Annotated in this window: 5 protein-coding genes and 3 pseudogenes; all 8 read right to left on the reverse strand. The window is 63.6% G+C overall.

Annotated elements, in window-relative coordinates; translation table 11 throughout:
* Positions 1-149: 149 nt before the first annotated feature.
* Positions 150-2,624: a methyl-accepting chemotaxis protein gene (locus NMB96_RS16245; protein ID WP_255085276.1), complete on the reverse strand. Its 2,475-nt coding sequence runs from the start codon at positions 2,622-2,624 to the stop codon at positions 150-152.
* Between the two features lie 89 nt (positions 2,625-2,713).
* A complete protein-coding gene (locus NMB96_RS16250; protein WP_255085277.1) occupies positions 2,714-4,963 on the reverse strand; it encodes a methyl-accepting chemotaxis protein in 2,250 nt (749 codons plus the stop codon).
* Between the two features lie 925 nt (positions 4,964-5,888).
* A complete protein-coding gene (locus NMB96_RS16255) occupies positions 5,889-8,348 on the reverse strand; it encodes a mechanosensitive ion channel domain-containing protein (protein WP_043889194.1) in 2,460 nt (819 codons plus the stop codon).
* 465 nt (positions 8,349-8,813) lie between these two features.
* Positions 8,814-11,072 carry a methyl-accepting chemotaxis protein gene (locus NMB96_RS16260; RefSeq protein WP_255085278.1) on the reverse strand — a complete coding sequence of 753 codons (2,259 nt, stop codon included), beginning with the start codon at positions 11,070-11,072 and terminating at the stop codon, positions 8,814-8,816.
* Positions 11,073-11,270: 198 nt separating this feature from the next.
* A pseudogene (locus tag NMB96_RS23560) lies at positions 11,271-12,464 on the reverse strand (methyl-accepting chemotaxis protein); the annotation flags it as partial.
* Between the two features lie 297 nt (positions 12,465-12,761).
* A pseudogene (locus NMB96_RS23565) lies at positions 12,762-13,742 on the reverse strand (MCP four helix bundle domain-containing protein); the annotation flags it as partial.
* The gene (locus NMB96_RS16270; RefSeq protein ID WP_023903899.1) at positions 13,654-14,415 is read right to left on the reverse strand and encodes a transporter; all 762 of its coding nucleotides are present in this window, start codon (positions 14,413-14,415) and stop codon (positions 13,654-13,656) included. The pseudogene NMB96_RS23565 and the gene NMB96_RS16270, both read right to left, overlap by 89 nt.
* Positions 14,416-14,731: 316 nt before the next feature.
* Positions 14,732-15,859 (reverse strand): annotated as a pseudogene (locus tag NMB96_RS16275) (methyl-accepting chemotaxis protein); the annotation flags it as partial.
* Positions 15,860-15,870: the final 11 nt, after the last annotated feature.

Genomic DNA, 15,870 nt, shown 5'->3' on the forward strand with positions numbered 1-15,870 from the left:
GAAAAGCACTGCGAAGGTGCCGCATTGCAAAACGCTGGGTAAAAGCACCGATTGAGCGTGGATGCACGCTAGCTGTTTCGGCGTACTGGCGTGCGGCATCAGACCGATGGATGCAAGGCCGCGTGCAATGGACTCACGCCGTCACGCCGTCACGCGGCGCGACCAAGCCGGGCGGGTGTGGCGGCTGCCTGTAACTGAAACACCGAGACAGCATCGCGCAACTGCTGCGCTTGTTCTTCCATCGAACGCGCGGCGGCGGTGGCTTCTTCCACCAGCGCGGCATTCTGCTGGGTGGCCTGGTCCATCTGTGCGATGGTCTGGCTCACCTGCTCGATGCCTTGCGACTGCTGCTGCGAGGCCTCGCTGATCTCGTGCATGATCTCGGTGACGCTGCGCACCGAGTTGACGATGTCCTGCATGGTGCGGCCGGCCTGGCCGACCAGCTGGTTGCCGTGTTCGACCCTGCTCACCGAATCGTCGATCAGCTGCTTGATCTCTTTTGCAGCACCGGCCGAACGTTGTGCCAGCGTGCGCACCTCGGAGGCGACCACCGCAAAACCGCGCCCCTGTTCGCCGGCACGCGCCGCTTCTACCGCCGCATTCAAGGCCAGGATGTTGGTCTGGAACGCGATACCGTCGATGACGCCGATGATGTCGGCGATCTTCTTGGAGGCGGCCTGGATGCCGGCCATGGTGCCGACCACTTGCCCGACTACCTCGCCACCTTGCGAGGCCACCGTTGCTGCGCCAACCACCAGCTGATTGGCGCGGCGTGCATGCTCGGCGTTGTTGCGCACGGTGGAGGTGAGTTCTTCCATCGAGGCGGCGGTTTCTTCCAGATTGGCCGCTTGTTGCTCGGTGCGCTGCGACAGATCCTGGTTGCCGGAGGCGATTTCGCTGGCGGCATCGTTGATCGCGTCGGTTGAATGCTGGATGCGCCCGATGATATCGGCCAACTGCATGACGGTGGCATTGGCATCGTCGCGCATGCGTGCGAACACGCCGTGGAAGTCGCCATGCATGCGGGTGGTGAGATCGCCGGCGGCGATCGCCTGCAGCACGCTGGAGAGCGAGGTCAGATTAGCGTCGGCGGTGGCCATCAGTTGATTGAGGCTGTCCACCATCGCGCGGAAGTCGTATTGAAAACGCTGCGCATCGCCACGCACGCTGAAATCGCCGTTGGCGGCGGCCTGCGCAAGCAATTTGATCTCGCTGTTCATCGCCGCCAGATTGCCCTTGACCGTGTCCATGGTGTCGCTGAGCACGGCCTTTTCGCCGGGCAGGCGATCCATGTCCTGGCTCAGATCGCCGATGGCGTAGCGCGACATGATCTGCGCCAACTGCATCATCACCGCGATGTGCGAGCCGACCAACGTGTTGGTCTCGCGCACCATGGTGGCGTAGGCACCGGGGAAGGTTTCGGACTGCATGCGATAGCCGATCTGGCCGGCGTCGTGGCGCTGCGCCATCTCGCTCTGCGCGGCCAGCACGGCCTGCAGCTGTTCCTGCATCTGGCGCATGTTGTCGAGCAACTGGCCGGTTTCGTCCCGGCTGGGCGCGACGATGCGCTCGTCCAGCCGGCCTTGCGCGATGTTGGCGGCTACCGCGGCGGCGCGGCGCACATTGCGGGTGAGCTTGGACAAGGTGTACCAGCCCAGCGCTGCAATCAGCACGGCCAGCACCGACAGGCCGGCGATCGCTTGCCACATCGCAGTGCGGGCTTCGACCAGGTGCCGCTCGGACTGGCGCTGCAAGGCCTGCAACGACACGCCGCTCAAGTCCTGCATGGCCTGGCCGAGATCGTCGAGCGCGGCATTCCAGCGCGTATCGGCCTGTGCATCGCTGCCTTCCAGCGCGCTGCGCAGTGCAGCCAATGCTGCGTCTGCACGCGCCGCTTCGGTCTTGGCGGCAGTCGCCAGGGCGGGGTCGGGGTGTTCCAGCAAGCCCATCGCCTTGTCTAGCTCATGGCGAAAGCGCAGGTGGTTGCGTGCGAGCTGGCTCAGTTGTTCGCGCAGCATGGCGCGGCTGTCGGCTGCCTGCGAGGGGTCGTTGGCGGCGTCCAGCCGGGTCAGCGACTCGGTGGCATCGGGGCTGTAGATCAGCGTGGAGACCACCAGGTGGTAGCTCTCGATATACGGGGTGTAGACCAGTTGGCTGTCGTCGCGCAGCGCGTCGAGTGCGGCAAACGCCTGCTCGCTCACTGCGGCATAGCCGTCCGCGGCAACGCCAGCGACATGGCGTTTTTGCAAGGCAAGCAATTCTTTCTGGCTGCGTTCGAAACCGGGCATGCGCGCGGTGGTGGCGAGCAGCTGTTGCAGATCGCGATTGGCGCGTTGCGCGGCTCTACTGGCGGCGCTGCCGCTGCCCACATGTGCGGCGTGCAGGTCGGTGATCAAACCCAGCATCTGCCCGAGCGGGGCATAGCTGCGCAGTTCGTTGCTGCTGATGGCCACACTTTCATTGAGCTTGCCGCGATAGAGCAGCACCGGGATGACCATGCCTGCCAAGGCGAGCACACCGATCGCGCCGAGCTTTCTTGCGATTGCCAGATCGTCCCAGCGGCTGCTCCAGCGGCGCGGGGAGGGGTGGGCAGTTTGAGTCGACAGCGCGGGCGAAGTGGTCATTGATGCTTCTCGTAGGCGTACGCAACCTATCGGCCAATAGCTGCTATGCCTTGAGCCGGCCGGCACGATGGCCGGCCGGCTCCATTCAGTCAAAACTCCTGCCAGCTGCTGTCGTTGCTGGGTGCGGTGACCACGGCACGCGGCTTGGACGCGGCGCTGCGACCGGCTGCGGCGACCTTTGCCTTGACGGCCGTGGTCACTGCCGGGCGCAGCACCGCAGCGCGTACCGGCGCCTGGGCATAGGCGGTATCGGTCTTGAACACCGCCACTGCGTCGGTGAGCTGGGTGGCCTGGTCTTCCAGCGCACGTGCGGCGGCAGTGGCTTCTTCCACCAACGCGGCGTTCTGCTGGGTGGTTTCGTCCATCTGGGTGATGGTCTGGTTGACCTGTTCGATCCCGGCCGACTGTTCCTGCGAGGCGGCGGAAATCTCGCCCATGATGTCGGTGACGCGCTGCACGCTGGCCACCACTTCGCCCATGGTCTTGCCGGCGGTGTGCACCAGTGCCGAGCCTTCGGCGACACGTTCGACCGAATCGTCGATCAGGCCCTTGATCTCCTTGGCCGCAGCAGACGAACGCTGGGCCAGCGTGCGGACTTCCGAGGCCACCACCGCAAACCCGCGGCCCTGTTCGCCGGCACGTGCCGCTTCCACCGCCGCGTTCAACGCCAGGATATTGGTCTGGAAGGCGATGCCGTCGATGACGGAGATGATGTCGGCGATCTTCTTGGACGAGGCTTCGATGCCACTCATGGTCTGCACCACCTTGCCGACCACGTCGCCGCCTTGCGAGGCCACGCTGGCCGCGCCGATGGCGAGCTGGTTGGCCTGGCGCGCGCCTTCGGCATTCTGCTTGACGGTGGAGGTGAGCTCTTCCATCGAGGCGGCGGTTTCTTCCAGGTTGGCGGCCTGTTGTTCGGTGCGCTGCGACAGATCCTGGTTGCCGGCGGCGATCTCGCTGGCGGCGCCCTTGATCGAAATCGCCGAGGCCTTGATGCCGCTGACGATCTCGGCCAGCTGCGTGGCCGTGGCATTGGCATCGTCACGCATCTGCGCGAACACGCCGCGGAAATCGCCGCTCATGCGTGCGGTGAGGTCGCCGGCAGCGATCGACTGCAACAGGCCGGACAACGCCTGCAGGTTGCCGTCGGCGGTGGACATCAGGTTATTGAGGCTTTCCACCATCACACGGAAGTCGTACTGGAAGCGCTCGGCATCGCCGCGGGCGCTGAAGTCGCCGTCGGCGGCTGACTGCGCCAGCTGCTTGATCTCGCCGTTCATCGCACCGAGGTTGCGTTTGACCTGCTCCATGGCGTCGGTGAACACGGCTTTTTCGCCGGGCAGCTTGTCCATGTCGTCGCTGAGATCCCCGATCGCGTAACGACCCATGATGCGTGCCAGATCGGTCTGCACGGCCACATGCGAGGCCACCAGCAGGTTAGTGTCGTTGGCCATGCGGCCGTAGTCGCCCGGGAAGGTGGCCGCGTCGATGCGGAAGCTGATTTGGCCATCGTCGTGGCGCTTGGCCATGTCGGCCTGCGCGGCGATCAGGTTGCGCAGCTGTAGCTGCATCTTGCTCATCGCCTTGAGCAGACGGCCGGTCTCGTCGTTGGCCTGGGTGTCGACATCGTTATCGAGCTTGCCACCGGCAATCGACTCTGCCGCACGGGTGGCGCGGCTCAGCGGCTGGGTCAGGCTACGGGTGATCAGCACGCCCAGCGCTGCGCTCAGCAACAGCACCAGTAACGTGCCGGCGATCAGCAGCTTGCGCGAATCGTCCATCGACTCCAACGCAACTGCGGAGGCATCGGCGGCCGCCTTGTCCTGCAAAACGATGTTCTCAGTGATCTTGTCCTGCCAACGCTGCAACGCCGGTGCCGCTTTGGTTTGTAATAGGGCGAGGGCTTCGTCCTGCTTGTTAGCCATTCCGAGTTCGACCACCTTGTCGTTGAACCCCTTGACCTCGGCGCGGAGGCCATCGATCTCGTCGCGGATGGCCTGGCCCTGTGGGGTGGTGGGCATTGCATACAAGGCATCGCGCGCCTTGGTGTAGTCGGCGCGTGCCTGCTTGAACCCTGCCGCAAACTGCTGGTTCTCCTCGTTGGTGGTGGGCAGTACGATGTTGCGGATCAGTACGGCAATGGAATAGTTGGCATTGATCATATCGTTGGAAAGACGGATCTTGACCATGTTTTGATGGACGATCGCATCCACCAGTGTCCGCGCGGAGCTCAGGCCCCGATAACCGATCAAGGCGATGGCTGCTGACAGCAAGATCAAGACAGCAAAGGCAGCGGCGAGTCGCCGGCCAACGTTGTAGCGTTGCAGTAGTGCATTCATGGTCGATTCCTGGCAGGCGTTGCGCGGTGAAGGGGGGCGATGAGGTAACGCCGGCCGGTTATGGCAAGACGTCTCGCTATGCCCAATAGCGGCGCCTGCATGGATTTGCTGAATACCTCGATATCAAAAAATATATAAATCAAGTCAGGCTTGTGAAATAAAGTGGTATTTCATTGGATTTAGATTCTTTTGTTTTTTTGCTGGATAATGCGGGCTCTGCAATTGGTTATCTAATTCAGGTCTAAACTGTATCCAGATAATCCATTTTAAATGTACTGATGGGTTTATTTAGTTTGGCAATGCAATAAAAAAGCCGCGCTCCGGAGAGCGCGGCTTCGACGACAGCGGTCACTTCAGGGCCGTGCAGGTTGTTCAAAGCGACTGCAAAAAATGTAACCAACTGTCGGCAGCTGGGCGTGGACGACGCGGAGGACCTGCGGCGTACGTGTGTCGCGCCGGGCCGCGGCCGCGCCCGCCTGGCGGTGAGCGCAGTCGTGTTGTCGCCGCAGTTAGAACTCGGCCCAATCGGACTCATTAGACGTGCCAGTGCCACGGCGGCAGGGCCTGCCGGGCGCTTGGCGGCGATGTGGCGCACCACCGGAGTGCCGCAGCGGCGGTGGCTTCTCCACCAATGCGGCGTCTTGCTGGGTGGCTTCGTCCATCTGGGTGACTGTCTGCCCAACTGAAACGAACAACGACTCAAAAGAACCGTAATGCATCAGTAACCGTTACCAACCGAGCGAGACCATTGGGCGAGTAGATCGTCGCAGCCGCGATGCGATATATGGAGTTGACGCGTGTCGCGTGCTGCATGAGGCGCGGCCTACAGCTGCATGCAAATGTCCGCTGTTCAACGGCTGCATCCCAGCCACTTCAAGCAGCGCGCAGCACGATGTCATCCTCTCGAAGACAACTGAAGCTCGGTCTAAACGTCGCCTTGATGCCGCTGCGTGCGCAACGCTATTGCATCCTCGTCGGCGTCCGGCCAGCTGCGCACATGCACGTCCTGCTGTGGGAACGGGATGACGATGTGCGCTGCGTTCAACGCGTCGTGGATGTAGGTGGCCAGGGTGCTGCGAATGACCAGCCAATGGTCGTAGTCCTGGGTCCAGGCACGTACGCTGAAATCCAGCGTACTGCTGCCGAAGCCCTCGAAGAAAGCGGCCGGCGGCGGTGTGTCGACAATACCGGTGGTCTGCTCTGCGCAGCGGGTGAGCAGGGCGATCAGTTGCTTCGGATCGCTGCCATAGGCAACACCGACTTTGATCTCGATGCGCCGGCTGCGGTCCAGCAGCGTCCAGTTGGTCAGGCGTTCGGAGAGGAGTGTGCCGTTGGGTACCACCACGTCGGCACCATCGAAGGTGCGGATGCGCGTGGCACGCATGCCGATGTCGCGCACGCTGCCTTGGGTGGTGCCGATCTCCACCACATCGCCGGGCTGGATGGGGCGTTCGAACATCAGGATCAGGCCAGACACGAAGTTGTTGACCACGTTCTGCAGGCCGAAGCCAATACCCACACCCAGCGCCCCGAACAGCAAGGCCAATTGCGAACCCTTGAGTCCGGCTGCGGAAAGGGCCACCACAATGCCCAGTAGCAGGACTGCATACGACGCCAGCGAAGCGATGCTGTTACCAATGCCGCGAGCAAACAGCGCACGTGATTCCAATATGTGCTGCAAGATCAAACGGGTGATGCGCGAGGCCCAGCTGGCAACCACGATCGCTACCACGAATACCAACACATGCCCCAGCGACAAGCTGAAATCGCCAATGCCGAACTCATGCGAGAGCACGGTGTGCAGCACCCGGTAGATCGGCCGCAGGACGCGAAAGCTGTCCATGGCATAGAGCACCCAGCCGATCCCGGCTGCGCCGATCGCCAAGCGTGTGAGCAGGTGCAAGATGGACGGTGATTGGGTATGCGCCAGGGTGAAGCGCTGCACGCCGGGGCGACCGAGTGCCTGATGCAACAGCGTGAGTACCACGCTGATGCCAACGAACAACAGCAGTCCCAGGTAGGCGCTGTCGATCACGGCGTCGGTGAGCATTTCGCCGAGCGAGACATTGCCTATGGCATTGCTCACCACCGCGGTAGCAAACAACAACGCAGCCAGCCACGCTGCGCCACGTAGAACACGGCCCAGGCGGCCGGTCCGGGCGCGATGGCCACGCGTCTGCGCACGCCAGAGCATCCATGCGGTGGTCGCCAGTGCCACCGTGCCGAGCACCAGCATATAGAGGCGGTAAGCCAGGCTGTTGCCCAAGAAAATCACTCCAATGCCGGACAGCACAAACAGCGCTGTGGCGGCATAGGGCCAGATATCGAGCAGTCGCCTGCTCTGCGGTGGCAACAGGCGCAGCACCGGCACCAAGGCGATCAACATCGCAAATTGGCGGGTGAGCACTGGAGCGTCAGGCTCGAAGGCCAGGCTCACCAACATGCACAGCAGCAGCCACGTCGACCAGGGCCGGCCGAGCACGCGTGCAGCGCCGGCATCGAGCATGCCGGGTGCCGCCTTGCGCGAGCGATACCACAGCAAAAGCAGCAGGGGGAGGCTCATGTACTGCAATGCACGCGTGGCGACCTGATTGCTGAAGTGCGCATGGTTGTAGGCCGCAGCAAAGTCCGTTTCGATACGCAGGCCGGTAGAGATAGCGTTGCCACTGGCAGCCGGCGTGGCAGCCAGCCCGGGGGACAGCTGCCAGAGCGGTGGCGCCTCGACCACCAGCAGGCGCCGGTCGATATAGGCAATGGCGTCGCCAACGGCTGCTTGCCCACTCCGCAGGCGGCTTTCCAGTGCATTGGCCCGCGTACCCAGTACCACCTGAGTCTCCAGCGGCACCGCCAACGCTTGTTCGGCACGTGTCAGCAGGGCGATCAGGGTATCGATGCGTGACAACAGCACGTCAGGCAACCCGGGGGATTGGCTACGCGTGAGTTGCCAGGCTGTCCGCCGGCGCGCCAGCTCGGCCACGTCGGCCGCGTAGGGCGCGGTAGCCAGAGTCATCGCTTCGCGCCAACGCGCGTAGCGCCGCGCGTCGAAATGCCAATGACGGTCCAGACTTTCCAGCCGCATGATCGGAAGCAGGCGCAACTGCGTGGGCGAGAACTGATGTAGGCGTGCGTCCACCGAGCGTGCGATCAATTCCAGTGATGCTGCTAAGGGCAGGGTCGGGTCGGGCGCGCCAGCGCGCGCGATGGCCGACATCGCGAGACGTTCATCGGTATCTGCGCGCGCGATCAGGATCTCGGTCTCGATGGCGCGCGTGGCCACACCCGCCGACGCCGGGGCCGCTGCGGGCGAGGGGGCGGATGTCTGTGCCCATGCGGGAATGCCGAACAGCAACAACCAGGCGATGCAATGAATACGAAAGCGCGCCATGGTCGGCTTCGGCCAAAAGTGAAGGGGTTCTAGATAACGATCTAGGCAGTGCGACGTCAAGGACGGCTGCAGTCGTCAGGTGTTGCGGCGTGCCGTCGCCTGCACCGCGATGCGCGGAAAATCGCGCAATACGATGCGCCGATGGTCTCGGATGGATGGGTTCGCTTCGGGCGAGTGCGTGCGCAGAAATTTGCGACTGCCATGTGTAGCGGCGCATCGCCGTGCAATGATGCTCGGCGACGCACACGATGTAGAAGATTACAGTCGTCTTGCATCACAGCATGCCTGGGCGCGATGAGCCCGGTCGGCGATGACTCTGAGAAAAGACAGCGCCCGCTTGAGTGGACAAGCCGCTTCATCGCGTCCCTTGCAAGATCCACGCCTCCATCAGGCAAAAGAAAAGCCGCGTTTCTCTAGGAAACGCGGCGCGATCTTTTCAGCCGTTCGAGGTCGTTGCGGAGCTGCTTAGAACTCCGCCCAATCCGACTCGTTCGAGGCGACCGCCGCCTTGGGCGCGGCACGCACCACCGGCTTGCTCGGCTTGGCAACGGCGGCGGCCACGGCGGCAGGGCGTGCCGCTGCGGCTTGCCGACGCACCACCGGGGTGGCACGTGTCACTGCTTCCAGCTCGGCCGACAGCCGGAAAAGCGCGACCGCTTCGGTGAGCTGCTGCGCCTGCTCTTCCATCGAGCGTGCGGCGGCGGTGGCCTCTTCCACCAGCGCGGCGTTCTGCTGGGTGGCCTCATCCATGTGGGTGACGGTCTGGTTGACCTGCTCGATGCCGACCGACTGCTCCTGGGAGGCGGCGGAGATCTCGCTCATGATGTCGGTCACGCGCTGCACCGAAGAGACGATCTCGCTCATGGTGCTGCCGGCCTGATTCACCAGCGCCGAGCCTTCGGCCACCTTGCTCACCGAGTCGTCGATCAGGCTCTTGATCTCCTTGGCTGCGCCGGCCGAACGCTGTGCCAGCGTGCGCACCTCGGAGGCGACTACCGCAAATCCACGGCCCTGCTCACCGGCACGTGCCGCTTCCACTGCCGCGTTCAAGGCCAGGATATTGGTCTGGAAGGCGATGCCATCGATGACGCTGATGATCTCGGCGATCTTCTTGGATGAGGTCTCGATGCCGGACATGGTGGTGACCACCTGGCCGACCACGCTGCCGCCATGCGAGGCAACACCGGCTGCGCCGATCGCCAATTGATTCGCCTGGCGCGCGTGTTCGGCGTTCTGCTTGACGGTGGAGGTGAGCTCTTCCATCGAGGCGGCGGTTTCTTCCAGATTGGCCGCCTGCTGCTCGGTGCGCTGCGACAGGTCCTGGTTGCCGGCGGCGATTTCGCCTGCGGCTGTGTTGATGGCCAAGGTGGAGTGCTTGATGCGGCCGACGATGTCGGTCAGGCGCTGGGTGGTGGCATTGGCATCGTCGCGCAGGCGCGCGAACACGCCGTGGAACTCGCCATCCATGCGCGCGGTGAGATCACCCTCGGCAACGGCGCCGAGCAACTGCGACAGCTTGCCCAGATTGCGGTCGCTGACTTCCATCATCGAGTTCAGATCCGACACCATCACCGCGAAGTCGTACTTGAAGCGTGCTGCGTCGCCACGTGCGCTGAAATCGCCGGCGGCGGCGGCCTGTGCCAGCTGCTTGATCTCGGTGTTGATCGACAACAGGCTGGCCTTGGCCGCATCCATCGCTTCATGCAGGATCGCGCGGCTGGCCGGCAGACGGCGTGCGTCCTGGGTCAGGTCGCCTTGCGCGTATTGATTGAGGATGCGCACCGAATCGGTGATGGCATCCAGATGCTCGAAGATCATCGTGTTGATGCCGCCGGCCAGGTTGCCATACACGCCTGGGAAATCTTCCGGCATGCGGTGGGTGATGTCTTCGGCCGCATGCAGGTGCGACATGCGCGCGGTTTCGTCGCTGAAGCGGCGCAGCATCTGCGTCATGCCACCGGTGGCCTCCAGCATCTGGCCGATTTCATCGTTGCTGGTCTTGCTGACCTGCACGCTCAGATCGCCACGCGAGACCGCCTTGATCGCGCCCAGTGCCTTGGATAGTGGAGTGGTGATGCTGCGTGCGATCAACCAGCCGAAGGTGACCGACAACGCCGCCATCAGCAGCGTGCCGAGCAGCAGCACTGCGCTGGTGAGTTTGAACGAGGCAGCGCTGGCGGTCACCATATCGCTCAGTGCTTTGGACTGCTGCGCATAGAGCTTGTCGACCGAGGCGAATAGTTCCTTGCGGATCTCGCCGGACTGCTTGCGCGAAAATTCCATCGCCGCGGCGCGGTCTGGGTCTGTATAGAGCTTGCGCAGTTGCTGGTTGGCCGCGAAGTAGCGCGTGCTGGCATCGGTCAGCCTGGCGTACTCGGCCTTCAACGGCGAGGCGGCGCCGATCTTGGTATCCAGGACCTTTTGCGTTTCGATGTATTTGGCCTGGATCTCGTCCATGCGCTTGAAGAACATCGCATAGCGTTCCGGATCGTCGAGATTGACGAACTGGCCCACTTCATAGACGCGGAATTCGCCAGCGAAACCACGCAACTCGGACAGGCGGCTCAGCACCGGCACCACGTCCTGATTGATCAGGTCGGTTTCCTGCTGCATCTGCTTCATGCGTGAAAAGCCGAGTCCACCCAGCAGGGCAGTCAGCACGGCGCTCAGGCAGAAGGCAAACATCAGTTTGCGGCGGATCGGCCAGTCGTTGAACTTGTTCATTATTTACCTCGGAGTTACGCAGAGACGTTGTCCAGCACGCTAGCGGCACGACCGGAAGATTCTTTATTCATGAAGAAGAATCGGTCATGCGGCACGCGTTTTTTCCATAGTCCAGGCTGTTGCAATACGCCGTTTCGATAGGGAAGGGCATGCGTTACGGTCGCGCGCGCAGCGCTGCGCACGCGACCGATACAGGATTCAGAAGTCCTGCCACTGGCTGTCGTTGCCGGCAGTTGCCGCAGGCGTACTGCTCGATCGACGTGGTGAGGCCGGTGCACGCGTCGCGGTAGCGGTTGCACGCTTGGCTGCGGCGCTGGCCGATTTTTTCGTGGGCGCGACAACGGCAATGCCGGGCGTCGTCTCCAGGGTGAAGCGCGCCACTGTCAGTGCCAGTTGCCCGGCCTGTTCTTCCATCGTGCGTGCGGCGGCGGTGGCTTCTTCCACAAGCGCGGCATTCTGCTGGGTGGCTTCGTCCATCTGGGTGATGGTGCGGTTGACCTGTTCGATGCCGGACGACTGTTCCTGCGAAGCCGCTGCAATCTCGCCCATGATGTCGGTCACGCGCTGCACGCTGGCCACGATATCGGACATGGTGGTGCCGGCCTGGTGCACCAGCAGCGAGCCTTCGGTCACCTTGCCGACCGAGTCGTCGATGAGGTGTTTGATCTCTTTTGCCGCGCCGGCCGAACGCTGCGCGAGCGTGCGCACTTCGCTGGCGACGACCGCGAATCCGCGGCCCTGTTCGCCGGCGCGCGCCGCTTCCACGGCGGCATTCAAGGCCAGGATATTGGTCTGGAAGGCGATACCGTCGATGACGCTGATGATCTCGGCGATCTTCTTGGATGACACCGCGATTGCGGACATGGTGGTCACCACGTTAGCCACCACCGCACCACCTTGCGAGGCGACACCGGCTGCGCCAATGGCCAGCTGATTGGCCTGGCGTGCGCTTTCGGCATTCTGCTTGACGGTGGAGGTGAGCTCTTCCATCGAGGCGGCAGTTTCTTCCAGGTTGGCCGCTTGCTGCTCGGTGCGCTGCGACAGATCGTTGTTGCCGGCGGCAATTTCGCTGGATGCGGTATGGATGCTGCCGGCGGCCTGCTGGATGTGTCCGATCACCTGCGCCAGTTGCTCGGCGGTGCTGTTGGCATCGTCGCGCATGCTGGCGAACACGCCCTGAAAATCGCCGTGCATGCGTGCACTCAAATCGCCCTCGGCCAGCGCGCTGAGCAGGCGCGAGACCTCGGCGATGCTGCCTGCATTGGCATCGAGCAAGGCATTGAGTTGCTGCGCCAACTGCAGGAAGAAGCCCTGCTTGCCGACGCTGTCGATGCGCTTGGACAAGTCGCCTGCGGCCGCGCTGCGTACCACGTCGGCCACGGCGATTTCGACCTGCGCTTCGGCGCTGCGGTCGCGCCATTCGCAGACAAACCCCAGGTGTGCGCTGGCCGCGTCGCGGATCGCCGAGACATCCTGCACGATGCAGGCGGCGCGATACTGCACTTCGCGCTGCGCCGAGCCCTGGCGATCCAGGCGTTGATAGATTTCCGCGTCCTGCGCGTTGCCCACTTCCAGCTGCGACACCGGTTGGCCGATCAATGGTGCAGCGCGGTCGAAGGCGGGCGCGCAGGCGTGGATATCGTCGGCGTAGGTGTGCAGCAAGGTCTTCAGCGCGTTGTTGGTGTAGATGATGGTCAGATCCGGATCGGCGATGTACATGCCGGTGGAGGCGTTGTCGAGCGCGGTGCGGATGCGCAGGTTTTCGGCGGCGATGCTGCGCTCGCGCTCCAATCGTTCGCGCAGATCGCGCTGCATGCGTGCCAATGCCGCCATCAGACTGCGTGCGTGTTTGGCGGCGACCGGAATCGGCTGATCCAGGCGGCCCTCGGCGATATGTTGTGCGGCAGCCATGGCCAGCTGCGGTTCGCCGCCGAGCAGGCCGAACACCGAGCGCAGAATCCAGCCAGCCGCCAGCGCCAGACACACGAACGCGAGCACCACCGCGCCGCCTTGTTGCCACATCACCCGCTGGCTGTAGTGCTCGGCCTGGCTGCGGTTGGCCGCGTTCAAGGCCAGGATGCGCTCGCTGATCGCGCCCATGCGGGTTTCGAGCTGGCCGAATTTGTCGTTGAAATCGGCGTAGGCCGTGCCGCTGTCGGCATGCGTTTCGGCCAGTGTCATCACCTGGTCGGCCGCGGCGATGTAGGCCTGCAAGGTCGGTGTCACCGCTTCCAGCTCGCTGCGCAATGCCGGATCGAGCGGCAACGTGCGGTTGGCCTCCAGCGACTGGCGAAATTCTGTGGCGTGTTCGCCCAGCGAGGTGCGTGCGGCGGCAATGGCGGCATCGTCCTGCCTGGATGCGGCAAGCAGGGCGGCAGTGACATCGCCGCGCAAGGCGTCATGCATCATGTCCGCCTGCATGTGGTTGCGCAGTGCATCGGAAGAGATCACCTGCGCGGCGATTGCCGCAAGCAAGCCGCGTTGGCCGTTGTAGCCGACGCCACCCAGGGCGAGCAGCGCCAGCGCAGCCACCAGTACCAGAATGCCCAACATGTGCATGATTTTCATTGTGCGGCCTGTTTCAGAAGCGGAAAGACAGACCCACGCCGAGTGCGTGATCCGGTGAGCGCTGGTTGAGCCCGCGGCTGTACACCGCGTCCAATTGCACATCGTTGCTCAGCAGCCAGGCCGAGCCGACGTCGAGCAGTGCCACGGTGCCGCCGTTCTCGCTGCTGGCGATTTGCGGCAATGCCACTTCGACGAAGGAGCGCACGCGGTCATTCCAGGCCTTGCCGAGCACCGCGCCGAAGATGCCGGCGGTATAGCCATGGCCTTGCCCGTCGTCGTCCCGGATCACGCCGGGCATCATGCCGGCCGAGATGCTGTCGCTGAGATCCCACTCGGCCACCAGCCGGAACGATGGCCGCGCGCCATGCCCGCGTAGCGCACGTGCGCCGCTGGGCAGATCCACATGCAGCAGCCAGGCCAGCGAGGTCTTGCCGCTGTCGGAACTGGCCAGGTGGTGTTTGATGCCGAGCGCGACATCGGACATGCCGCTGAGCGTGTCTTCGCCGGGTGCGTCGATGCGCTGCCAGCCATCGGTTTCCAGCCGCAATTCCCAGGTCTGACCCAGGCCGTAGCGGAACAAGGTGGGCGTGGCGTAGCCATCGACCGCGTCATCGCGTTCCCACGCGACGCTGGTTTCCACCTGCAGCCGGCGGTCGCCGACGGTCAGGCTGGACTCGACGAAATCGGGGCGGTCGGTGGCGATCGGATCTTCGGCGCGGGCATGGCCGACGACGCCGAACAGGATGAGGCAGCTGGCAAGAATACGTGGCTTCATGGCGACCCCTGAAACGCGCGAACATCCGGAACGCATGCGTCTGCTTGCACTGTCTGACAACAGCGCGCATGCGGTGCTAGAGCGGCTGTTGCGGTGGGGCGCAGGCAGTCGATGTCCTCCTCGCTAGCGGCAACGGCGGATGAATCTTGATGCGTGGCCGATGGACGGAGCTGTAGTCGGGGAGGGCGTCTGCCACGTGCCGGCCGTGTAGCGTGCGCGCTGCCTGGATCAAGCAATGCTGCGGCATGCATCCGGTTGACGAGTGCAACCGGATGCCGCTACGCACACGCGTGTGCGCATGCACCGAACGCCTGTCTCAGAACTCGTGCCACTGACTGTCGTTGCCCGCGTTGCTGGACGTCTTGCCTGCCGCGTGAGGCTGCGGCGCTGCCATGTGCTTGCGGGTTGTTGGCGCACGTTTGGGCGCTGGCGCGGTGCTGACGGCCGGTTTGACGCTCGATTTGGCGCTCGACGTGCCGACCGATTTGGCGGTGGATGCAGCAGGCTTGGGCCCGGCTGCCTGCGTGAGCTTGAACACCGCCACCGCGTCGGTCAGCTGGCCGGCCTGTTCTTCCATTGCACGTGCCGCAGCGGTGGCTTCTTCCACCAGCGCTGCGTTCTGTTGGGTGGCTTCGTCCATCTGGGTGACGGTGAGGTTGACCTGTTCGATCCCGCTGGATTGCTCCTGCGAAGCGGCCGAAATCTCGCCCATGATGTCGGTGACGCGCTGCACGCTGGCCACGATTTCACTCATGGTGGTGCCGGCCTGGTGCACCAGCGACGCGCCCTGCGCAACCTTGCTCACCGAGTCGTCGATCAGCTGCTTGATTTCTTTTGCAGCGCCGGCCGAACGCTGTGCAAGCGTGCGTACCTCGGAGGCGACCACCGCAAAACCACGGCCCTGTTCGCCAGCGCGCGCCGCTTCCACTGCCGCGTTCAAGGCCAGGATATTGGTCTGGAAGGCGATGCCGTCGATGACGCTGATGATCTCGGCGATCTTCTTGGACGAGGTCTGGATACCGGACATGGTGGTGACCACCTGCGCCACCACTGCGCCGCCATGCGAGGCGACATCGGCAGCGCCGATCGCCAGCTGATTGGCCTGGCGTGCGCTCTCGGCATTCTGTTTGACGGTGGAGGTGAGTTCTTCCATCGAGGCGGCGGTTTCTTCCAGATTGGCCGCTTGTTGTTCGGTGCGTTGCGACAGATCGTTGTTGCCGGCGGCAATTTCGCTGGCCGCCGCATTGATCTGCGTGGCCGAGGTCTGGATGCCGGACACTATCTCGGTCAACTGCGCCACGGTGGCATTGGCGTCGTCGCGCATGCGCGCAAACACGCCCTGGAAGTCGCCATCCATGCGCACCGTGAGGTCGCCTTCGGCCAGCGCGCTGAGCAGCGTAGAAATACGCTCCAGTCCATGCGAGGTGGTGCGACGTCCCCCCGATTTTGAGTAGC

It is taken from the genome of Xanthomonas hortorum, assembly GCF_024339125.1.
In the GTDB taxonomy this organism is placed as follows: domain Bacteria; phylum Pseudomonadota; class Gammaproteobacteria; order Xanthomonadales; family Xanthomonadaceae; genus Xanthomonas; species Xanthomonas hortorum.